At 53.3% G+C, this 23,544-nt stretch carries 19 protein-coding genes; 15 read left to right on the top strand and 4 right to left on the bottom strand.

What is annotated here, in order from left to right; all coding sequences use genetic code 11:
• Positions 1–8 precede the first annotated feature (8 nt).
• Positions 9–431, top strand: a complete 423-nt coding sequence (locus N7326_RS08490) for an ankyrin repeat domain-containing protein (RefSeq protein ID WP_263088482.1) — start codon at positions 9–11, stop codon at positions 429–431.
• Positions 418–1,053: a LysE family translocator gene (locus tag N7326_RS08485; protein WP_259158659.1), complete on the top strand. Its 636-nt coding sequence runs from the start codon at positions 418–420 to the stop codon at positions 1,051–1,053. The genes N7326_RS08490 and N7326_RS08485 overlap by 14 nt, the downstream gene beginning before the upstream one ends.
• A 38-nt stretch (positions 1,054–1,091) precedes the next feature.
• Here the strand turns inward: N7326_RS08485 and rpsT are convergent, their stop codons facing one another.
• A complete protein-coding gene (rpsT, locus tag N7326_RS08480; protein ID WP_259079752.1) occupies positions 1,092–1,355 on the bottom strand; it encodes a 30S ribosomal protein S20 in 264 nt (87 codons plus the stop codon).
• A gap of 175 nt (positions 1,356–1,530) precedes the next feature.
• Positions 1,531–2,079 (bottom strand): growth inhibitor PemK, encoded by a 549-nt coding sequence (locus tag N7326_RS08475; protein WP_259079754.1) that lies wholly within the window; start codon positions 2,077–2,079, stop codon positions 1,531–1,533.
• Positions 2,080–2,187: 108 nt separating this feature from the next.
• Here N7326_RS08475 and lepA point away from each other — a divergent pair, with 108 nt between their 5' ends.
• The 11 genes from lepA (at position 2,188) to N7326_RS08420 (ending at position 18,462) form a co-directional block, all read left to right on the top strand.
• A complete protein-coding gene (gene lepA / locus N7326_RS08470) occupies positions 2,188–4,035 on the top strand; it encodes a translation elongation factor 4 (RefSeq protein ID WP_259079768.1) in 1,848 nt (615 codons plus the stop codon).
• 194 nt (positions 4,036–4,229) lie between these two features.
• Positions 4,230–4,775, top strand: a complete 546-nt coding sequence (locus N7326_RS08465) for a CAP domain-containing protein (protein ID WP_259158660.1) — start codon at positions 4,230–4,232, stop codon at positions 4,773–4,775.
• 711 nt (positions 4,776–5,486) lie between these two features.
• Complete coding sequence (locus tag N7326_RS08460; protein WP_396124772.1) at positions 5,487–7,331, top strand: BCCT family transporter; 1,845 nt, start codon at positions 5,487–5,489, stop codon at positions 7,329–7,331.
• A 278-nt stretch (positions 7,332–7,609) separates the two neighbouring features.
• On the top strand, positions 7,610–9,190 hold the full coding sequence (locus tag N7326_RS08455; protein ID WP_259079775.1) for a SpaH/EbpB family LPXTG-anchored major pilin: 1,581 nt from the start codon (positions 7,610–7,612) through the stop codon (positions 9,188–9,190).
• A gap of 88 nt (positions 9,191–9,278) precedes the next feature.
• Positions 9,279–10,145 (top strand): class C sortase, encoded by an 867-nt coding sequence (locus N7326_RS08450; protein ID WP_263088481.1) that lies wholly within the window; start codon positions 9,279–9,281, stop codon positions 10,143–10,145.
• Positions 10,146–11,429, top strand: coding sequence for an isopeptide-forming domain-containing fimbrial protein (locus N7326_RS08445; RefSeq protein WP_263088480.1), 1,284 nt, complete (start codon positions 10,146–10,148; stop codon positions 11,427–11,429). It abuts the gene before it with no gap.
• Positions 11,430–11,533: 104 nt separating this feature from the next.
• On the top strand, positions 11,534–15,454 hold the full coding sequence (locus N7326_RS08440) for a DUF5979 domain-containing protein (protein ID WP_263088479.1): 3,921 nt from the start codon (positions 11,534–11,536) through the stop codon (positions 15,452–15,454).
• Between the two features lie 18 nt (positions 15,455–15,472).
• Positions 15,473–16,372 (top strand): class C sortase, encoded by a 900-nt coding sequence (locus N7326_RS08435; RefSeq protein WP_259158665.1) that lies wholly within the window; start codon positions 15,473–15,475, stop codon positions 16,370–16,372.
• Positions 16,373–16,412: 40 nt separating this feature from the next.
• On the top strand, positions 16,413–16,955 hold the full coding sequence (gene nrdI, locus N7326_RS08430) for a class Ib ribonucleoside-diphosphate reductase assembly flavoprotein NrdI (RefSeq protein WP_259079796.1): 543 nt from the start codon (positions 16,413–16,415) through the stop codon (positions 16,953–16,955).
• Between the two features lie 36 nt (positions 16,956–16,991).
• Positions 16,992–17,645, top strand: coding sequence for a hypothetical protein (locus tag N7326_RS08425; RefSeq protein WP_259079804.1), 654 nt, complete (start codon positions 16,992–16,994; stop codon positions 17,643–17,645).
• A gap of 547 nt (positions 17,646–18,192) precedes the next feature.
• Positions 18,193–18,462, top strand: a complete 270-nt coding sequence (locus N7326_RS08420; protein WP_259079806.1) for a hypothetical protein — start codon at positions 18,193–18,195, stop codon at positions 18,460–18,462.
• 394 nt (positions 18,463–18,856) lie between these two features.
• Here N7326_RS08420 and N7326_RS08415 read toward each other — a convergent pair whose 3' ends face one another.
• Complete coding sequence (locus N7326_RS08415) at positions 18,857–19,129, bottom strand: hypothetical protein (RefSeq protein ID WP_259079808.1); 273 nt, start codon at positions 19,127–19,129, stop codon at positions 18,857–18,859.
• Between the two features lie 200 nt (positions 19,130–19,329).
• Between N7326_RS08415 and N7326_RS08410 the strand changes: the two genes are divergently transcribed.
• Complete coding sequence (locus tag N7326_RS08410) at positions 19,330–20,964, top strand: dynamin family protein (protein ID WP_259289614.1); 1,635 nt, start codon at positions 19,330–19,332, stop codon at positions 20,962–20,964.
• Positions 20,957–22,525 (top strand): GTPase, encoded by a 1,569-nt coding sequence (locus N7326_RS08405; protein ID WP_259158668.1) that lies wholly within the window; start codon positions 20,957–20,959, stop codon positions 22,523–22,525. Before N7326_RS08410 ends, N7326_RS08405 begins: the two co-directional genes overlap by 8 nt.
• 126 nt (positions 22,526–22,651) lie before the next feature.
• Here N7326_RS08405 and N7326_RS08400 read toward each other — a convergent pair whose 3' ends face one another.
• Positions 22,652–23,428: a fumarylacetoacetate hydrolase family protein gene (locus tag N7326_RS08400; RefSeq protein ID WP_259079817.1), complete on the bottom strand. Its 777-nt coding sequence runs from the start codon at positions 23,426–23,428 to the stop codon at positions 22,652–22,654.
• Positions 23,429–23,544 lie beyond the last annotated feature (116 nt).

Raw genomic sequence — 23,544 nt, 5'->3', positions numbered from 1 at the left:
TGGGGATAATGACGACCCCTTCTCCAGACCCTGAATTGCAAGCCTTTATCAACGAGCTCTTTCACCTCGCTCGCACCGGAGGCGAGCCCGCCTGCGATAGGCTGAGGACGCTCGTTAGTCTGGGGCTTAACCCCAATATTAGTAATGAGGAGGGCAATACTCTCCTCATGATAGCCGCCTATAGCGGCCATGCTGATATTGTCCGGGAGTTAATCAATATGGGGGCGGACCTTAATCAATTAAACGACCGGGGACAGTCCCCGTTGGCAGGAGCGATATTTAAGAAGTATCCAGAGGTCATTGCTACTCTGATTAATCACGGCGCTGATCCTCATATCGGTCATCCCAGCGCTTATAACACCGCAAAAATGTTTGGACTCAGCGACCTTGTAGCCCACCTTGACGCTCACGATTCCGGTGACAAGCGCTGATATTATCGGGTTGATCACGCTCAACCTCATTGGCATGATCAGCCCCGGACCGGATATATTTCTCCTCATCCGACTAGCCACAAAATCTCGGCCGCATGCCCTCGCCGCCACTCTCGGTATCGCCAGCGGGCTCACGGTGTGGGTGATCGCAACGGTTGTGGGAGCCTCCACCCTGCTTCATGCTTATCCATCGATCATGGGGGCTATTCAACTTATCGGCGGCTTATGGTTGGGTTTTATGGCGAAGAATGTACTCACGTCCGCTCTCGCCCAGTACCGGAAGGGTACTCAGCTCGATATTGATCACGCGGCACGCTTAGGTAGCCTCAAATATTGCTATCGCCTGGGCCTAGCAACAAATCTGTCTAATCCCAAAGTGGTGCTCTATTTCGCAGCGATTATCGCACCATTCCTGCCACCCAACCCACATATCGGCCAAGCGCTTCTCGTGGTGGCAGTCATGATAATGACCACCGTTCTAGGCTTTTCTACACTTGTTATGGCCTTCTCAGCTCGTCCGGTGCGCCACGTATTCTATCGCTTTAGCTATATCGTGGATTTTATCGCCGGCGGATTTTTTGCAGTTGCCTCAATTGGTTTAATCATCGCAGGGTTATTTTAAAAAAATCCCGCTGATCGGTGAGGATCAGCGGGATTTTTTTAAGCCATCTTATTTAAAGCTGTGGCCATACGGGACTTCTTGTTTGCCGCATTATTGCGGTGGAAGACACCCTTGGTAACAGCCTTGTCCAGTTGACGCGAAGCAACACGCAATTGGTTTTCGGCGCCGGCCTTATCGCCTTCGGCAACTAGAGCGCGGAATTTACGGATCTCGGTGCGAACCTTCGAACGGATTGCCTGGTTGCGCTGACGAGCCTTCTCGTTGGTGAGAACGCGCTTCTTTTGGGACTTAATATTTGCCATGTGTATACCTCTTATTCGGATATCTTAGTGCACCACGGCTGCTACGAGTTGAAGTTCGCGGCGATCCCAAGGTCCTGACCGCTCGAAGATGAACTTAACCACCATGGTGGTGTTGTTTCGGACAACGAACGAAAACCTTACCACCTCCGCTAACTAAAAGCGAACACGTAAGCAGTTATTTCCACCCGAATTCACGGCGCAAGCGATTGGCTATCGACTCCCACCGGCGCGGCGGGATCACAGCCCCCTGGCGCCTAATCACGATCTCTGGAACCTGCACTAATTTATCAAGCCTGGCCCAGGCATTCCGCCCCGTCTCATCCCACGGCCCTGCCCCTATTTCAGCCCATGATGAACTGAGCGCATGTGCAGGATTAGGGGAGGTAATCAGGCCCAAAAGCTTATCCCCACTGCGGCCCACCACGATGAGGGCTCGTTCGAAATCCGGTTCGCTCGGGCGGGTAAAAAAAACCACTTCGCCAGGATCGACTTGGCCATCCATATTGGGGGCATAAATAAGCCCGCGCGGATATTCAGCGGTGTCGACGACTGCGATATCAGCGCGCGCCGGAGTGCGAAGGTGGTGGGCGTCGATTCGCTCAGTGAGCCCGAGTTGAGAGGCGAGAGCCTTCAGGCCCTTATCGAGATTGGAGGTTTCGTCGCTTCGAAATAGCCTCACCATGATCGCCCGCAAGATACGTCGCACTAAGGAATCCGGCTTCATAATCTTTCAGTTTATCCTTCTGAAGCATCTCGAGGGGGCCTAAGTCGGGAGAGTATACAGAGGTGGGGTAAAGTCGGGAGAAGAATTGCAGTTGGAGAAAGGGATTAAATGGCCAAGAATTTCGCGGAGCAGACTTTTTCGGATCTCTCCAAGATCCGTAACTTCTGTATTATCGCCCATATTGACCATGGAAAATCGACCTTGGCGGATCGTATTTTACAGTACTCCAATGTTGTCGATGCCCGCGATATGCGCGAACAATACTTAGACAATATGGATATCGAGCGTGAGCGCGGCATCACTATTAAGGCGCAAAACGTTCGGCTACCCTGGGTGCCGCGTTCCGGTGCGCACAAAGGTGAAGAAATCGTGATGCAGATGATCGACACCCCGGGCCACGTTGACTTCACCTATGAGGTTTCTCGAGCGCTCGAAGCCTGCGAAGGAGCTATCCTCCTAGTTGACGCCGCCCAAGGCATCGAAGCTCAAACTTTGGCGAATCTCTACCTAGCCATGGAGAATGACCTCGAGATTATTCCCGTACTTAATAAGATCGATCTGCCAGCCGCAGATCCAGAGAAATATGCCCAAGAAATTGCCCATATTATTGGATGCGAACCAGATGATGTTTTACGGGTGTCAGGTAAAACCGGTGAAGGCGTTGAAGCTCTCCTCGATAAAGTAGCCGAATTGGTGCCGCCACCGACCACCGATCACGGCATTGATGCGCCGGCGCGCGCCATGATTTTCGACTCGGTCTATGACACCTACCGCGGCGTGGTTACCTATATTCGTATGATCGACGGGAAGCTGACCCCTCGACAGAAAATTAAGATGATGTCGAGCAGTGCCGTTCACGAGTTGCTGGAAATTGGCATTGTGTCGCCCACCCCCAAAAAGTGTGACGGCTTAGGCCCTGGTGAAGTGGGATATCTGATCACTGGCGTCAAAGATGTACGCCAGTCCAAGGTCGGAGATACCGTTACTTGGGCCCAAAACGGCGCCGAAGAGGCTCTGCAAGGCTATGCTGATCCCAAACCCATGGTGTACTCAGGGCTGTTCCCAATTTCGCAAGCCAACTTCCCTGACCTGCGTGAAGCACTGGAGAAATTACAGCTCAATGACGCTTCATTGTCCTGGGAGCCGGAAACCTCTGTGGCTCTGGGCTTCGGCTTCCGCTGCGGATTCCTTGGATTGCTCCATATGGAGATCACCAGAGACCGCCTCGAACGCGAATTCGGCCTTGATCTCATCTCCACTGCCCCCTCGGTGTCCTACCGTGTGGTAGCCGAAGATGGGAGCTCAACTCACGTACACAACCCTTCAGATTGGCCTGGTGGAAAATTACGCGAGGTGTGGGAGCCTATCGTAAAAACCACCATCATCGTGCCCTCCGAATTTGTAGGTAGCACCATGGAACTCTGCCAATCCAAGCGCGGACAAATGGGAGGCATGGACTATTTATCGGAGGACCGCGTAGAACTGCGTTATACCATGCCGCTGGGTGAGATTATCTTCGATTTCTTTGATTCTCTAAAGTCGCGCACCAGGGGATATGCCTCGCTGAATTACGAGGAAGCGGGGGAGCAGCAAGCCGATCTGGTCAAGGTTGATATTCTCCTGAACGGCGATCCAGTGGATGCCTTCTCGGCAATTGTTCACCGTGATTCCGCTTTATGGTACGGCAATAAGATGACGAAGAAACTGAAAGAGTTGATTCCACGCCAGCAATTTGAAATCCCCATTCAGGCCGCGATCGGCGCCAAGGTTATAGCCCGTGAAAATATCCGGGCAATGCGTAAGGACGTGACAGCGAAATGCTATGGCGGCGATATTTCTCGTAAGCGGAAGCTTCTTGAAAAACAGAAAGAGGGCAAGAAGCGCATGAAATCCCTTGGTTCCGTTTCGGTCCCACAGGAAGCCTTCGTGGCAGCACTGAGCACGGACGACAATTAATCACGGCCTCAGCCCGCGAGATTTTCTCCTCGCGGGAAGCTTAAAGATGCCAGCAACTTAAAGGCACCGGATATTCCCGGATATTCATGGGTGCTAGCTCATGAGAGTAGACCACTGCCTCAAAAAGCAAGTGACGTGTATCATAAGTACCCATATTCCCTATTCCGCAACCAGTATGAGGAGAGAGCTGCACCATGACAAGGATTCCCCGAACCCTATTAGCTATAACTCTTGCTGGTTCGATGATCACGCCTGGCCCCGCCCACGCACAGATGCCTCCTCTACCCGCCCTATCCTCTCAAGGATCATCTACTGATCTTATAGGCGACTTTTTGGTGCATATTAAACGCAGCGTGGATGATTTTCTAGCACGCATGAGCCCAGCACGGCCGCTGCCACCTTATGATCAGCGCACGGATGAAGCGGTGACCATAGCGCTCATTAACCAAGAGCGCACACGCCGCGGCCTCTATCCGCTCGTCTTCGATGACGTCTTGTATCAACAGGCACGCGGGCATAGTCAATGGATGGCGCATAATCAGTTCCAGCCAAGCGTCGGTATTACCAGTGGTGAACTAATCGCTAGCGCCCCTGGCGTGCTCAGTGGTCAAGCTTTCCACCAGTGGAACAGTGTCCCTGGTGAACGCGCGCTGCTGCTCAATCCGAGACTCACCAGGATCGCGGTCGCGGCACACCGAGCCGTGGATGGGCGCATCCTTTATACCGCACTCGTTCGCTAACAAGGATGTGTAGCGGTGCCGCCTGAACAGTCTCCGTTATGGGAGATGTTCTGCAAAGGTGGTTAGAGCTCCTACCGTCAGCGTGGACGAGTAACTGCCCGCATTCTCTTTCGATCCTCATCATTCGGGGTAGAAATATTAGGGAGATGCTAAGTGTGAGGTGACCTGCGGGTCAGGGTTTACCCTGCAGGTAGCAGAATATTTGCCTCACCTTACCCGTTAGTCGTATTCCTGCCGTCCCCGATCATGGCTCCTCATTTCTGGCTGCCCAGGGTCAAAAAAATTTGCCTGGCCCACTATGACAGACTTCAGCTTGGCTTAGGGCATGCCCGTAGCATCGCTATCTCCAAACTCATCTAAAAGATCTTTGTGAGTGATCCTCAACCTACGATGCGGAGCGATATCTTTTACACTCTAGATTCAAGTATTGAGGGGGCGAGCGTCGAGGTGCTCATCTTAATAGTGAGCTTGTCAGGCTTGTTGGTGAGTCTTAATTCAATACACAGGCAGTGCCCCAACTGCGCCGGGTAGAATACGAGCCTGCTTTTATAGAACTATGATCTTGGGAGTAATAGGCGGTCTAAAGGTTTTTAGAGTAACCTCCGCAGTGCGTGGTGGAGTCGGCGCTGACGTGCGGGATATGAACGAGTGCGTCATCAACCTATAGTATTAGAACCTGTTTGATTCTAAGGTACTTATATCTGATTAAGGATGTGCACGATCGCTACTTCACATTCACCGAGCTCCGCGACGTCGGATCCCACTCCGACTTCTGCTCGTAAACGGTTTCATTTTCACACTGACCCAACAATCTTCGCCATGGCGGCTGGGACCATCGGTGCATTCGTCCTCGTCACTTTGATATTTGGGGAGCGGATACAACCAATATTTGCCAGTGCATCAGCGGCCCTGCTGAAAAATTTAGGCTGGATGTATATCGGAGGTATTTCCTTAGCGCTGATCTTCCTGATCGGCATCTTCGCCTCCAGCTACGGCCGGATGCGTTTAGGTGACGACGACGACGACCCCGAGCATTCTCTCCCCGTCTGGTTCGCCATGCTCTTCGCTGGCGGCGTGGGCGCTGTCTTGATGTTCTGGGGTGTTGCGGAACCCATTAACCATATTTACAACCCTCCAATGAATAATGTGGAACCCATGAGCGCAGCGGCCGCCGAGCAGGCATTCGCTTTCACGTTCTACCACTTTGGTATCCATATGTGGGTCATTATGGCGCTACCAGGCCTGGCCTTGGGCTACTTCATCTACAAGCGCAAACTGCCACCGCGTCTGTCTTCAATCTTTGCCCCCCTCTTAGGCCCGCGTATCTATTCACTACCAGGCAAATTCATCGATGCCTTAGCAATTATTGGTACGGTCTTCGGCATCGCGGTCTCGGTTGGCCTAGGAACGCTGCAGGTCAACGCCGGCCTCAATAAGATTTGGGGGGTACCCCTGGTGGGATGGGTGGAATTACTCATCATCATTCTTATCACCGTGGTGGCCAGCTTTTCGGTCGCGAGTGGTCTGGATAAAGGTATAAAGATTCTCTCCAACCTCAATATTGCCATGGCCGTGATCTTCATGGTCTTTGTTGTCCTGACCGGCCCCACACTTACTCTTTTGCGTTCCGTGGTCGAGGCCTTCGGAATCTACGGTGATTGGTTGCCGCGCCTGATGTTCTGGACAGATTCTTATAGTGATAATCCTGGCTGGCAGGGCAAGTGGACCGCTTTCTACTGGGCGTGGACGATCTGCTGGTCGCCGTTTACGGGGATGTTCGTCGCTCGAATTTCCCGCGGACGCACGGTCCGTGAATTCATCGGCGGTGTGCTCATTTTGCCCACAATCTTCGGAGTCATTTGGTTTGCCATCTTTGGCCGTGCGGGCCTGGAGATCGAGCGTGCTCAGCCTGGCTTCCTCACTGTGCCAGTGGTGGAGCAGGGTGACGTCTCTGCAGCACTCTTTAATTTCCTGCAAGCGTATCCGCTTAGCTCCGTGGTCTCGGTCTTCGCCCTGATGATCGTCATTATCTTCTTCATCACTTCTATCGATTCCTCGGCGATGGTCAACGATATGATGTGCACGGGAGAAGAGAACCAATCGCCGACGGCCTATCGTATCGCTTGGGCCGTGATGATCGGCGCGGTAGCGGCAGTGCTGCTCATCGTTTCTCCCGGCACTGGTATCGATGTTCTCCAGCAGGTTGTCATTATCGTGGCCTTGCCCTTCTTCCTCATGCAGTTCGTCATGATGTACTCGCTTTTGAAAGGGATGAATGATGATCGCGCTGCGATGGCTCCCTTGGTGACGAGACGGTGGGAAAAAACCGATACCGCCGAGAAGCTAGCGACGCACGAGCAGCAACCAGCTCCCGGATTCGATGAGGACGGTAACATTTTGCCGACCCCAGAGTTTGAACAAACGGCGGATGGAACTGTCATCATTTCCGGCAATGTGATGATCGACGGCGAGTTAGGGATTACCGGCAGTGTGAACGACGACGTCGAAAAGGACGATATCGACAAAGAACGCGACCAAGGAAAATCCTCTCAGTAAAACTTTCCCTCAGGGCCTCCTTTTAGCATTGTGCTTAAAGGAGGCTTTTCCAATAAGAAATTCTAAAAGTTAAGAGGATTATCAGATCCATGAGCTGCTGTGATCACCCAAGAAGTGCTTTTTTGTCCATCTAGCTGCGCAGATAGATATTTGGATGCGCAGCAAAGGTGAGTTACCATGGTCGGTCGTATGCGGGACGGTTTAACTGACATAGGAAAACCTCATGAGTCCGCGCGCTACCAAATCTTGTTCGCAAATATAAATTTTTAAGGATATTGATGCTTTCATTAAAACCCCGAGCCATAGCCCTGTGTGCCGCCGTCACCGTGGCGTGCACCAGCATGGGTGTAGGCCTTCCAGCAGCTATCGCTGAAGATAAAAACCTGAGTATCGAGCAAACTCTTGGTGATGCCAACCTGCAGGCTGCGGCGCAGATCGATACTACCCAGACGGTGAAGCTCAATATCTACAAATATGACGGCGAGTACGAGGATGTAGAAGGCGCACCGCAAAACGCCCAACCGCTAGCAGGGGTCACCTTCAAAGTGGAGAAGGTCAAAGATGACGCAGGTAACGCCTTTGACCTTACGAAGGCTGCGAGCTGGAAGAAGCTCAACGACATCGTATCGGCCGAGAATGCCAATGCGACGATCGCAGCCCTTCAAGCTGACGACAGCGTAGCTGAGCAAAGCAAGGAAACCGATGGTCAAGGTCTCGCCGCTTTCGAATTTGCGAACGGCGCTGGCGTTTACCGCGTGACCGAAACTCAGACCCCCGAAGGTTATTCGGTGACCTCACCCTTCCTCATCACCCTACCAACCCCCAATGGCGATGGTGATCAGTGGGTATATGAGCGCACGGTTTATCCAAAGAACCAAAAGATTGAGCCGATTAAGGAAGTCAACGATGACACAGCCGCCTTGGGTGGCACCCTTAGCTACCGACTCAGCTCTCGGGTCCCATCAACCAATCTCACCCAATTCAAAATCACGGATGATCTGGTGGAAAACCTCCAGTACGTCGATGGTTCCTTGAAGGTGACCGTAGCCGCGCGGACCGCCCAGGCGGGAGATATCCCAACGCTGGTAGATACTGAGGACTTTACTACCACCACAGGCTCTAATCCCGGTGATGAAATAGTTGTTGACTTCACGGAAAAAGGTCTAGCCAAGCTCGAGGCTTTCTATAAGACGCACACCGATGCTCAGGTCTTTGTGGAATTTGACGCCACAATCGTCTCGCTTCCGGATAACGGGCGAATTGATAACAAAGCAACCTTTGATATCAACTCCAAGTCGTATTCCACCACCCGTGATGAGGACAACCCCACGCGGACGACCTTCGGCAACCTAACGATCACGAAAACTGCTGGTGAAGAGAATGTACCAGCTAATGAGCTGGAAGGTGCGGAGTTCGAGCTCTATCACTGCACCAACGATTCCGGCGCCTGGACGCTCAAGGGTAATGCTCTCAAGACCGCTACCCAGAGCACCGGTGTAGAGCAACAAGAAAAGCTGACGACCAAGGTCGTCTCGGATGAGGCCAAAGCCCAAGGATTCGGTATCCCTATCAAGTCCTACTCAACTGGTTCGGGAGAATCAGCAAATAAGTTCTGTGTCATCGAGACCAAAGCTCCCGCAGGCTTTGTGCGCAACCCAGAAGTTATTCCAGTGGTTGTGACCGAGAACGAGAACGGTCCGGCTGAGTTGACGGCAGAAGTGGAGAACCAAAGGACAACCTTCCTCAACCAGCTACCATCTACTGGTGCATGGGGAATAGTTCTCGTCTTCCTTGTCGGTCTGGCTTTGCTTGCCCGTGGTCTTTATACCACCCGCCGTGATTCCAAGGCCACAGCCTAAAAGCTGAGCTAAAAGAGCGGGGTGGATCCCGTCTGTCCAGCACCGACGGGATCCAGCTGCCAAAGAAGTAGGGAAGGGCTTGAAATTCATGCGTCACCGTCAGCGAAGAGCACGAGACCGGGTGCGCATGCGAGGCCCTCTCTATATCATCCTGGCTGTTGTGGTATTTCTCGCCCCTGTTGTTCTTACGCATCTGAAAAATAGCGAACAAAATCGCCTGGCCGAGTATTACTCGGAGAAGGTAATGCAGATGGAAGCTCAGGACCGATCCACCCTGCTTGACCAAGCGCGAGAGTATAACCAGAATCTGCCCGAGTTCGGTTCACCAGATCCGTGGGTGCACGGTGTTGATACCTCAACCCCTGGCTACCAAACGTACCTTGACCATCTGAATGTAGATTCCATGATGGCAAGGCTGCATATACCGTCAGTCGGTATTGACCTTCCCGTCTATCACGGCACCTCAACATCAACATTAGCTCACGGGGTAGGGCATCTCTATGGCACCGCCCTTCCTGTCGGGGGAGAGGGGACCCACGCAGTACTGACAGGTCACACCGGATTGGCTACGTTAACGATGTTTGACAACCTCACCCACGTAAAAATCGGTGATATTTTTACCCTTGATGTAGTGGGCGACACCCTCGCTTATGAGGTCGATGATATTCGAATAGTACTGCCTGAGGATATCTCCAGCATCAGGCCGATTGCAGGTCACGATCTTCTTACTCTCGTTACCTGTACTCCTTATGGAATTAATACGCACCGTCTGCTCGTCCGTGGCCGCCGCATAGATGTGCCACATCACCAGGATGAGCGCCGGTATCGCAGCCCTTGGCAGCTGTGGATGACGATAGCTGTAGGAATTTCGCTAGCCGCTTTGCTGTATTTAGTCATCTTTATGTTAAGGCGGCGAAATAAGGCGGATACGCAGCAGATGAACGGGGAGTTATAAGTGCTATTACACTCACACCCAAGAGTATTGGGCCTGGGGAGATCACTCATCGCAGCGCTGCTGGCAGTATCTACAATCGCCCTTGTCATAGTCCCCGCCCATGCTCAGGCTCCGCGACATTTACAGATTGTGAAGACCTTTGCTAATCCCACCCAGCGCACCGATGGCGTGGTGGGACCAGAGCAACTTATTGGTGCTACCTTCACAATTCGCCAGCTGTTCGGCTTAGGGAAACTTGACCCCAGCCAGTTGAATGATCTCATTCTGCAACGCCCTGAGTTGCTGACATCTGATCCGCAGGTCAATACCGGCCCTGTGATGCACGCGCGAACAGACGATAACGGAGTTGCTCTATTCTCAGGTCTCGAACCCGGTATTTACCAGGTGCGAGAAGACGCCCGCAGGATGGGAGATACTCCTGAACTCGTGTCGACGCCCTTCCTAGTGATCGTCGATCAGCCCTCGACCGCTGTGCGAACGAAAATTCAACCACCATCTGTGACCAAGCGTGCAGACCGCGAGACCGCCGATTGGGGTGAGACTATCGCCTATAGCATCACCGCCCAAGTGCCCCCGGTAGATAGCAACGGCCAACTTCACCGAGTGGAATTCTTCGACTCGCTCGATACCAACCTAGACTTCGAGGGCATCGACACTATCGTGGTGGAAAATCTCGACGGCTCAGTCCGCCTGGAGGCCAACGACTATCGCACCAGCGTGGAGGCAAACGAGGTTTCGATATCCTTGAGCGACGCTGGCCTTACAACGATATCGCGGCTTCGTGCAGGCCACCCCGAAACCACCGTGAATATTAGCTTTCGAGCACGGGTGAAAGCGCCACTCTTCCCAGGCACAAAGATTTCGAATACGATCTATGCCTCCGCGGATGGATACTGCCCAGCCGACACCCAAATGGCGGGATGTTTAGGCGCCTACCCAGCGCTGAAATCTGATACCGCAATAACCCACGCACCCCAGATTAGCTCTGGAAGCAGCATAATGACTGGTGTTGTTGTGCCACTTCTAGCCCTCTTTCTAACGCTCGGATTTGGGTGGCTGCCACTTAGTCAGTTACGGCTTCATCCGCCTAGTAGGCCCGACATCACGCAGGATAAAAATTCGTGGATGATGCAGTCGCCGATAGGTGCATTGGCATCGACGGGGGCTAGTGTTTTAGGACTCGTTGGACTAGCCCTTCTTCTCGTAACGGTGGGCGTGTGGCTGGTGGTCCGGCGGCGACCATCGGGAGACGAAGATGGTGTTTATCCTAAGAGCGAGTCCTAACAGCGGGAGCACAGATTCATATTAAAACCAGAGATTATCGAGGAAACATATTGACAAGCATAGTGCACCGGGGGTACGCCCTGATTGCTATAGTCATCGTGTTCATGGGGCTTCTTATAGTTGTTGGCGGGCCCAATACTCTAGCGCGCGCTGAGGATGCATCGGATTTTTCCGCAACTCCGGTAGCGTCTCGGGTGATCCCCACACCAACTCAGGAATATGAGGGTTGCGAATTTCGCGTGTCCAGCCCGGGGTCGGAAACCGAGCTCTTCGCTCCGCAATTATGCTGGTTAGATCTTAGCCAAATTGATAATCCATGGGACGGGCCGCAACTGGTGAGACAAAAGATTGGTGATCTCACCCTTGAGTTCAATGCTGAAATAGTAGCGGGCAGTTCCTATCTTATGGATGTGACTTCGGAAGTTATTTCTGGAGATGACAAGTCGATATTTGGGTATGATCGTGACGGAATGGTTAACTTCGGCCTCTCCACGGAAGCAGGGCGAAATGAGCAGTTAACTAGTGACCGACTCGAACTGAGCAAGGCGGGGGCTAAAGTTAAGCGACCCGTGCTGCGAGCATATCTGAAGCATACGTTTGGGGGAGAGGGAAAAAAGTACGCCGTGGTGCGTTTGAGCGATATCCGGGTGATTGGCCGAGATAATCGCGAGTTGAAGAAATACGACCTCGTGGTCATGGACGCCGAAAGAACCACAACACGCAGTAACAGCTACCATGAGGCGATTACTTTACAGGCCGACTCGCGCGGGAAAATCCTTCAGCCTCTCTTGCTCTACAACGACGACGGTAGAACTTGCAAATGGGCGAGTACCCTAAATTTCACGTTTGAAGGTAGGAATGCCTGGGGTTCTAGAGCTGCAGCTAACTGGGAAGTCGACGGAAAGACCTTCGACTACGCGTGCTTAGTTGATTATACTGTGACCCAACCCGGAGCCTTCTTAACCTCCATTCAAAATCCCACTTCTCTAGAGATTGGTCTCTATACGTCGAGCACGAGCGGCGGTAAACAAGGCGTCGCCATTGCGCTCAATGTGGGGCGTATAGGCGGCCATGTCGATGCTGATACCTCAGCCGAGACCAAAATTCTCGGGAATCAGACTGTTTTCGACTTTGAGGCGGGTTCTACCAAGGATGAATTCGAAGCAGTTGTGAATTCGAGTACCGATCAACCAGCGCGCCAGGATGCTGCACCCTTCGCCACGCTACTGCGCTCGGTGCGCTACGAAGGAGGGATCCCTCGAGCCTCGGATCCTTATACTTTCCGTTCTCAGGCCCGCACCCCAGATGGTACTAATGTCTTCGACAGATACGATCCCGAATGGACCTGTCAATTAGGGAACAGAAAGCTGCAAAAGGGAAATTTCCCAGCTGGTTTCGTGGTAACTAACGGCGATAATACTTCCACAGTGACCTACGCAAACGCAGAAAATGAGCCCGTTTACTGCGCAGTAAAGTGGAAGCCTAAGTTCAATAGGGCCTCTCTCACTGTGGAAAAAAGGATCGACGGCCTCGATCCACACATAAACCGCGCCTTTAATTTCCGCTACCAATGCACACCCCCTCCAGGCTTCGACAAAGCCTTCGGCAATCAGCAACTCGACGGAGACTTCGTGCTGGGGCAGGGCGGCGATCGCACGCTGACCCATCAAATCGACGGGCTCGTCGAGGGCGCGACGTGCCACGTCAGTGAGGATCTTTCCACCGACGACGTGCCCGATGGTTACAAACACACACTCACCTGGAATCCCGAGCAACAGGCAGGGACTTCTCCTTCTCTCACGCTTCGTGCTGGGGACGATTCAGCGAACCGGATCGTGGCAATAAACACATATGAGCGGAAATTGACCGCCCTTAATGTGACGAAAAAGCTCGGTGGGAGTGCGGCTGCAACGCTGGTAGCCCCCGGGCAACAACGCCAGGTCAACTTCGGCTTGACGTGCGAAGGCGTGGACGAACGCATAGTGGCCGTGGATCTGCGTAATGAAAACGGAACGGTGACCACGACCAAGGCGACAAGAGTACCAGGGCTTCCCGCGGGCTCTATGTGTACGCTTTCTCCAAAGTTCAAGGTAGACAACCCTGATATTGTGCTGCGCCATCGATATATTGTCCTCGATGGCAAAAATATTGAGCAGAATCAGTCTGGGGACTATATATTCCGGTTAAAAGATGAAGATGGTTCTGTGAGTAACCTTGCTATTGATACCGCGTACGATAAAACTACGACGGTAACGGTGACTGCAGCAGCCGCCGGCCCAGCCCGGGAGGTAGGGGAAGTTCCCAACCGCGATCTGAGCATTGGTTACCGTTGTGTAGCTGGGCAGGAGACGGTTCTCGAGGGGCGAGTTGCGGCTGCACCCGGCCAGTCTGTTGAGGTAAAAGGAGTCCCTGTCGGTTCCCTGTGTGCACTCGATCTCGATACCTCCTATAACTATCCTCAGGCTAGGTTGCTACGAGACCAGTCCACCGTGACCATCCGCGACGGTCGAGAGCGGACAATTCCGCTGCTAACCGCCGAGCAACCTGTTATCGAAATCAGGGATACTCAAGGGCAGCGCTCTCCAAACATCACTGTATCGGCATGGTTCGCACTGCGCAGTGTCCCAGTACGCATCGTGAATATCCAACACGGGGCTCCTCAAGGACTCGAACAGGCTGAGTTCATCAATAGGATTACCTGTAACGGAGAAGATTTCTCATCAGCTACAACCCTCGCTAAGGCTACGAGCGCTGCTGACTACTCCGCTGCTATGGCGCAACCGCCACAGGGTGGAATAATCGTAGAGCTGCCCGCTGGTGCTCGTTGCGAATACCAGCTCGATGGCAGTGCTCTGCAGGCGCGCCCAGACCTCGCGGTAACCGCCGATGACAGGAAACCTTATAGTCAGATGGGACTCTGGGACTACGCGGGAGTCGCAGACTCCCGGAACCCGCGAGATCCCTTAAGCGCGGACACCCGAGTTGATTCGACCATGAAGCAACCAGTTGTGAAGTTTTCAACCCCGAATACGGTTCCATCGCCTTCGAATCAGGACGTGGCTCTCACCCTCGCCTCGGAGACTTTTTTCCGAACAGCCACTGTGACAGTCAGCTTTCATAAGGAAGCGGTGGGTGCAGTCTCATCTAGCCAGGAATTCCAGTTCAGCTCCAATTGTGAGCCTTCTGATTTCACCTTACGGTCTGGTGAGACTCATCTCTTCAAAGACGTGCCCGTCAATACCACATGCCAGGTCACCGAATTGATCGACGATCATCACACGATTCCTCAGGCGCAGTGGGAACCGCATGATATTTCTCCGCGGTATCGCATCGATCAAGGCGAGATCAACCAGGCTGCAATGAGTCAGGGTGCGGTAACTGAAGGGCCCGCGTGGACCTTCACGGTTCTCCCCGTTGCCGAAGCGGAGGATACCGATAGGCACGGGGATAAATGGACAGTGACTGCCCGCAATACCATTCCTGGAATCGCACTGGACAAGCGCATCAAGGGGGCAGGGCTTTCAGCCCTCACCGAAGCGGTTGCAGGCACCGTTGTGCTTCCAGCGCAAGCGGAAGCCATGGATATAACCTACATAGTTCGTAATCGCTCGACTATTCCTCTGGAAGCAGTGACACTTCGTGATCCTTCTCTTGCAGGTGCGGAGATCCTCGCAGACGGTCAAACGCTCCTGATATCCGATGATGGCCTCATCCCCGCTGCAGCGTGCGAGATAGAAACCCTTGACACCGAGGCGGAGGTCGAATGCTCGATAAAGGTCAAGATCCCCGGGGACCTTCGTCGTTTTTATCACTATCGTGGTTCTGCAGCTGAGGTCACGGCAGTGACAACTGGGCAGGAAAATCTCCAACAGGTTAGTGATATCGCTGGTGCTAATGCGCTGCGACTATCTGCAGCTGTGGCTCAAATGTTGCCACAAACTGGATTGCAGTCGCTGGTACTCTTCCTGCTTCTGGGTGTGATCATTCTTGGATTTGGCCTGTGGCGTTATATGCGGGAATCGTAGAGAGGAACGGGATCTGTAGTGGCAGCAGTGGCACGTATTAAGCCCACGCACCATGCCCCTAAGCGTGGTAGAGGCAAAAGCCAACGGCGCCGCGGGATGCTGAATATCATCCTTGGGATTGCGGTATTGCTTTTCCCCATTGTCTCGACTTTGTATACAGATTATCAATTGGATACGAGGGCTCGCAGCTACGCTGAAAAGGTGCGAGAGATTGAGCCGAGCGAGTTGATACGCGAATATCTCCACAAAGCCCACGTATATAACCAAAACTTGGCGGAAAGCGGACATCATGCTTTTATTCCCACGCCCGAATCGCCTGGCTACGACGAGTATCTGGATATCCTCAATCCCCCTGAAACTTCTGGCATGATCGCCAGATTGGCGATCCCATCACTCGATATCGATTTACCCGTCTACCACACCACGCGCCCCGAGGTGCTCTACCACGGTGCTGGACATATGTTCGGCTCTGATGTGCCAGTTGGGGGGCCAGGGACAAATTCGGTCATCTCCGCACACACGGGGATGGTTAACGCCAGTATGTTTGATAATCTCCCGCGCATTAAAGATGGCGCGGAGATCTACCTTGATGTTCTAGGAGAAGTTCTCGTTTACCGGGTGACCGGAAGGCAGGTTGTTGCCCCAGATGACTATCAGGCTGTGACCTACGAAGCTGGCGTCGATAAGTTAACTCTTATCACGTGCACTCCTTATGGCATCAACACCGATCGTCTCCTAGTGTCTGCTGAACGCGTGCCTCGGGAAATGCCGGAAATTTCTCAATCATGGCGGCCGGTGTTGAGTTGGTGGATGATGATCGACCTCATCATCATTGCGCTGGTGATCGCGTTTGTTTTGTGGCGTGAGTGGCAACGGCGGAAAGAGAACACGAGGGACGCGGATAGTTCCAAGGACTAGCCTAAAGATTAGGGTACCCTAAGTTTTTAATCCTGATAGGATGGAACAAGCGACGCTAGCGGATAAGCGAATCGCTTGCGTTAAGCCCTGCCTGACAGATATCACAGGGCATCTACAACCCACCAAGGAAGTGAGAACCATCGAGAGCGCAACCGCGTCGACCCCCTTCGTCGTTTACTTTTCGTCGGTGAGTGAAAATACTCATCGCTTCGTTCAAAAACTAGGCTTCGACTCCGCGAGAATTCCCCTGAAACCCAAGCAAGAGGGGATGATTCGAGTAGACCGCCCCTTCGTTCTCATAGTGCCTACCTATGGGGGAGGCAGCATGAAAGGCGCGGTTCCGCCACAGGTTAAGGCATTTTTGAATATCCCCGAAAACCGCGCACTTATTCGCGGAGTTATTAGTGCGGGCAATACCAATTTTGGGGAGGCCTATTGCGCCGCGGGGCAGGTCATTTCGCAAAAGTGTCACGTTCCCCAGCTCTACCGCTTTGAGCTCCTTGGAACCAGCCACGACGTTGACATTGTCCGCGATGGACTCCGCAAGTACTTTGCCCCCGAGCAGGCCGCATCCCCAGTTTGATCCCACGGTACAACGCCACAGAAAGTCAGTGAGAACATGAATACGGATATCCCACTAACAGGGCGATTCCCGGTTCTCATCCGTAACTTCGGATCGGGTCGGTCCACAGAACTCACCAGAATGGGGTTGCGGGTTCTTTTGGAGCACGAGAAAATCGGCAGTCCACCCTATGAGTGGGGGATATACAGCCTGTATGGGCCAATCCAAAAATTTGGATCTACTTTCGATCGAACTGCACAATCAATGCGGGCAGCACTAGCGAAGCAGTACCACGGACTGAGCGCTAAAGATATCGAATTTGAGTATTTTGCTGATTGCTGTGTGCAGTCGGCGGGCGCGGATCCTTCCAAGGTGAGTCTTTGGCTTCGCTTCTTATGGGACCCACATATCATGTCTGAACAACGTGAGATTTTAAAGAACGCAAAACGGAAACTGATCACCCACCTACGACATAACCCAGAAACCTTCGCGCAGACCAACCTCAGTGGTTTCGATCGCTGCGTGCTTGTGCTCCCTCGAAGACTGCCCTTTAATCGACTGTCTGACTATTTCGCCCTCATGGGCGGCAGCTATATCTACCTTCTTGAAGACTTCGCTTCGGGTCAGACTCCCGACCTCTTCAACCCCACGTACGTGCCTGCTGCGGAGGAACTAAGCGGTGAGGTAGGGGAGTATCTTGATGGCCAGTAATGGCCAGTGATGGCCAAACCAAAGGAGGTAGTTGAAAATACCTACTCCGGCTCTCGAAGGGTGGGACTGCGAACAACAACAGTGTCCCTCTGAGAAAAAAGAGACTCTACGCGCACGATACACTCATAGAGTGTGGGAGCTATGGGCTCCGCGTAGTAGCTCAGCTGCGTGAGATATGCACGGATACTGGCGGTACGTACTTGGATAGCGGTTTTATAAGCTGCAACAATCCGCCCCTCCAAGGAGCGTTGTACAGTAAATCAATATCTTTCTCAACCACCTGTTGGCGTTCACATTTCGAGGGGAACCAAGAACAGATCACTCGCGGTGCTGGTCGGCCAGACGGGCAGTCTTTACTGTCTCGCTTTCAAATAACACCGAAGCATCAGTAATTAGCAGCTCGAGAGCCAACGGCTATAGTCCCCAAATCGCCACCTTATGCCCAGCCAACGAGGGCAAGCGTCTAAAAGACTCCCTGATTATTGACGTGAACGAACACGCCTCAAAAGTCGCTTACAAACACGGAGCAGCCGGGCGACCGGGAGACATGTCACCCGCAGCAAATCGCCTAACCATGGCCAGTCGCATACGCGGATACGTCACCACGTGCACAAGCTCGGTCTACAAAGCCCACAGCGCTAGCGAGAAAGCCACCAGCAGCGAACGCAAAGCACTCGCCACCATAGGGCGCAGGGGCGGGAAAAAGACCGCAGAACGTCTAAAGTTCGACCTCAACGGCGACTATGCCCAAGCCCAACGCCAGACACTCGCAACAACCAACACACGCCGAACTAAGAGCGCTAAGGCGGATATATGAACCATTGCGGGGTGGTTCCTTAAAGGAAACGCCGAGATAGAACAGTGGCCGACTATTGCGGACGCGATGGAAGAATTTGGGGTGCCGCAGCCTAGTGTTCGCACGAGGGAGTAGGAGTCCTCCAGTCTTTTATCGGAGTTGGGATGGTGACTACCTTAACTAACCTCGCATTTAGCGCAAAAGCTCTAGAAAAAGAAGTCTTTTGAGGCGTAAAACCTGCTGTTGAGGTTTCTACATGTCTCCATTTTCCTGTCGGTGTGCAGCAGTAGATGACAGTGTGCGACCAATCCCTACCATGAGCGCCCTGGCACGGTGATTGTGCTGGGGCGCTTTGGTGGTGCTGTTGTGGTCTTGGTGTCATTCATTTTAGTTCACGGTTGGTTAGTTGTTGTGTCTATGGTTGCTGGTTTCGCGGCTCGATTCGCCGTGGTGTTTCTTGAGGGCTGATTTTTCTTGGCACGATTTCATCGCTGCAGTATCTCACCATAATCTCGCTTGCCCGGACCCATTGAATCACTTCACCGAGGGCATAAACACCAGAGAATGCCCAGGAAGATGCGTCGAGGTGAACTACGATCGCAGCCACCTCGCGCGACAGAGCGAGAACCGTTGACCGGGCTGCCGTTATGTCTGAGGCAGTACGGGTACTTTCTGCAACGCAGCGCACAGACTGATCCGTATGACTGGCTGGAGGCTTGAGATTCCTTGTGCGCAGGCATTGTTGTGCAGAGTGGAGATATTTCGAAGCTCTCCTCGCCAACCGTGTGGTACTTTTGTGGGCGCCTTTTTACTGTGTGTGGTCTAGCTGCTGCGCGTGATACTGAGTCGGGCTGTGAAAACTTCAATTTTCCTGCAAGAATGAAAAACATGGACGGGACCCTTGAGCTCTTACGCCACACCCTTGATGGCGTTGTATACCCTGCTGATGCCGCTAAAGCGCAGACATTGAAGAATCAGCTGGATGACTATATTATCCCGAGGATCACTGATCTTGATGCCCCACTCCTCGTAGTCGTGGGGGGTTCAACGGGGGCCGGCAAGTCTACTCTTGTCAACGCGATTGTCGGGGAAAACGTGACAGCCGCTGGGGTTATTAGGCCAACTACCCGCCAACCCACCCTTATTACGAATACTGCCGATGCGCCATATTTTCGATCGCAGCGCGTGCTTCCCGGTCTTCCTCGTGAACACGGGGAACCTGATACCCAAGCGCTGAGCCTGCGCATTGTCGAATCGAATCTCATCCCAGCTGGCCTAGCGTTGATCGATGCTCCCGACTTTGATTCCATCGATGATACCAATCGCGCCTTGGCCTCCCAGTTATTGGCCGCCGCAGATTCATGGGTCTTTGTGACCACACCGGCACGTTACGCAGATCAAGTGGTGTGGAATTTCTTATCCGATGCTGCTGCCCGACATATTGAGGTCGTTGTGATTCTCAACCGTGTGGATCAACAAGCAGCGGACACGGTTCCCGATGATCTGCGCCGAATGCTCGAAGAGCGCAAACTCGACGCCGAGGTATTTGTGGTGCCATTTGTCCAGCACGAACTACTACCGGTGGAATCTATTGCCACTTACCTCCACGACCTTGCACTAGATACCGCCGCGCGTCGAGAGATCTCCCTGCGAACAGTAGCCGGTGCCCTAGATCAACTCGTTCAAGCCACCGAGGAATTGGCCGTTTCCTATGATCGTCGCCATGAGCAGGCAACCCAGCTAGCTGTAGCTTTCGATGATGCCTATTCGAGGGCCTGTCAGCATATTATCGACGCCACCTCAGATGGACACTTGCTGCGCACCGAAGTCATGGCGCGGTGGCAAGATTTTGTGGGAACCTCGGACGCGTTCCGAGTGATTGATCGCTGGTTTTCTCTCGCCCGGGATCGAGTGGGCTCCTTTTTTACCGGCAAACCCACCCCACTGCGCGAGGTGGAAACGCAGATTGAAACCGGCCTTCATGCGGTAATTATCGACGCCGCCGATACGGCTGCGGGGCGATGCTGGTCCTACCTCGGCTCCCAAGCGCCCAAGCTACGCGATCAGGCTTCACATGATCTAGCCCGCGCCGGTGAAGAGATATCCGAACGGGCCGCAACGCTCGTGCGGGATTGGCAGGCAGACTTGGTGCGCTATATTGAGGAAAACGCTGCCTCTAAACGCATGACCGCTCGCCTCGCCTCACTCGGACTCAATGCGGTGACCGTCGCACTTATGATTGTGGTTTTCGCTTCCACGGCAGGGCTAACTGGTGGTGAGATCGCTATCGCAGGTGGCTCAGCGGTATTGGGCCAGAAATTGCTGGAAACGATCTTCGGTGAGGAAGCCGTCAGGCGCATGGCGAAACGCGCGCGCCAGGATCTCGATGAACGCGTCGCAATCCTTATGGCTGATGAGCGGGCTCGCTACCAACCGGTGACTGAGCAGCTCATTGTAGGTACCCCAGCTGAAGCGCTGAGAAGCTCAGCTCGTCAAGCCCTCGCAGAGGTTAAATATGTCTAAGCTTCAGCACCGTCTTCATGCCCTCGAAGCAGCGCTCACATCTCAGTATCTCTCCCCAGAGGATCGCGACGCTATGAATAAAGTGCTTGTTCATGCGGCTGCGAGGAGAAAACTGTCATCTGAGCACACGGTGGTGGGATTCTTCGGTGCCACAGGCTCAGGGAAAACATCACTTTTTAATGCCATAGTCGGAGAAGATTTGGGTGCCTCCTCACCGAGACGCCCCACAACCTCGGCACCGTTAGCTGCGATCTGGCAACCAGAGGGGGCCAGCGAACTCCTCGACTGGTTAGGTATTGAAGACCGGCGCACCCGTACGGGTAGTTTCACCGCAAAGTCTGGGCCGCTTATTCTGCTTGATCTCCCAGATTTTGATTCAGTTGATCAGAGTAATAGAGAAATTGCGAGCCGGTTGGCAGCCCAGGTTGATGTGCTCGTGTGGGTGACCGATCCGGAGAAATATGCCGACCGGATTATCCATCAGGATTTTATTCGGCCCCATGCGAGTCATTCCGCTGTCACCCTTGCCGTGCTCAATAAAGCTGACAGATTAGCCCCCGCCGATATACCGGAGGTGACAGCATCGCTAACAGGGCTTTTAAACGATGACGGGTTAGACAATGTTTCGGTACTTGCAACCTCCACTCTTACGGGAAGTGGTATCACCGAATTGCGCGAGGCTATCGCCACTATAGCGGCGAGCAAAAACGCTCAGAGTGCTCGGATAGTAGCAGATATTCACGCTCTGAGTAACCGCTTGGTGCCTGCCCGTCATGGGCAAGTAGGGGCGCACGCTAAAAAGGAGCTTGATCGCTCCCTAGCCCAGGCAGCAGGGGTCGATCGCCTCGCTGAGATTACTGCCGCAGCGTATCGACGGCGATTAGGTCTACGCACAGGTTCACCCCTTCTGACTTGGGTACTAAAACTGCGCCCCGATCCTTTGCGACGCTTGGGATTGCGGGAGGAGCAGGATCACAGCGATGTGCACCGCAGTTCATTGCCTGCCCTTGATGCCGCAAGTAAAGCGATATCCAATAAGGCGGTGCGCACCTATACGCATGCAGTGGCAGATCAATTACCGCACCCGTGGGATTTAGCGGTCATTGAGCAAGGAAACGACAGCGCCCACGCACTTCCAGAAGAGTTGGACCGAGCAGCAGCGCGCACGAAACTGCCCGCCCAACCTTCGGCAGCGTGGGGGCTTTTGACCTTCATCCAATGGATAGCGCTCTTTATGGCGCTTATGGGGGTGCTGTGGTACCTCGCTGTCGCCTTCATCCCTGGGGTGCTCACGCCGCTGCTTGGCGATAGCCTCATACCCGCCATTGAGGGATGGCCTTATCCTACCCTTTTGATACTTGGAGGAATACTTATAGGCATACTTCTCAGCCTGATGGGAGCCGCCTTTGGTGGGGTGATTGGAGCGGTTGTTAAAGCGCGGACGCGGCGGGCACTAAAGAAGGAGATCGCACAAATATCTACCGCGACGGTCGTGCGTCCTGTTGCAGTTATTCGTCAGGATTACGAAGATTTAGCGCGCGCGCTTCGATCACTTGCCTAGGCGTATCAGCCGCCGCCTAAAAAGGGCGCTTCGGCTATGAGACAAGAAAAAGCTCACACCAATAGGCTTATTGGTGTGAGCGGATAGGTATGAGCTCTGCCGGGTCAGAAATCTGGCAAGGATACTTTAGATGAAGTGTACTGGGTTCTCGAGGGTACCGATTCCATCAATGGTGATGCTAACCGTATCGCCTTCTTCCACAGGGATAGGACCTGGAGGGCACCCCAGGCTAATCACATCTCCCGCCTTCAAAGTTATATATTCCGAACAATAAGAAATGGCCTGCGCAGCGGACCATATTTGATACCGCGTAGATGAATCGACGAGGTCAAGGCGCTGACCGTTGCGCGTAAGGTGGGCGGTGATATGAGCATCATCAGGGTTATCGAGTTCGGTTTCGATCCACGGGCCGATTGGGCAGAAGGTATCGAGGCCTTTGCCCCTCGACCATTGGCCATCCTGCCCCATCAATGCTGGTGCCGACATATCATTGCAGATGGTATAGCCCAGCACATATTCTAGGGCCTCATCCTCGGTCACTTTCTTACAATCCTTGGCCATCACCACTGCAAGTTCAGACTCGAAGATGGATCCGCGTGCTACTTCTGGGACCTCGATATTATCCCTAGTGCCCACAACCGCAGAGCTCGGCTTGAAGAAAATAAACGGAGCGCGATCCTTCTCGGGATCAAAGGGCCGATCATCGGCTAGATACGCACATGCGAGGGCGACCACTTTCGATGGCGTGACGGGGCTGAGGAGGCGTGCCGATGTAGGGATTTTTTCGCCAGTTTCTTCAGCTGTTAGAGCAGCAGTGAGGTTGTCGGCGTCGAGCACGTGGTATTCCTGATCAACGCGGGCATATAGCTCGCGACCGTGCCACTCGATTCGAGCGATCTTCATGGTTCTTCTTTCTCTTCATGAGTTCCGAGGGTGCTCGGTACCTTTCTTAGATTCTTAACCAATTATTAGCTATTCGCAAGGGTTTTCATACTGTTAGATTGCTCCCATTCACAGCC

The organism is Corynebacterium sp. ES2794-CONJ1 (genome assembly GCF_025660615.1).
Taxonomy (GTDB): domain Bacteria; phylum Actinomycetota; class Actinomycetes; order Mycobacteriales; family Mycobacteriaceae; genus Corynebacterium.
This window is presented reverse-complemented; position numbering and strand designations above follow the sequence as displayed.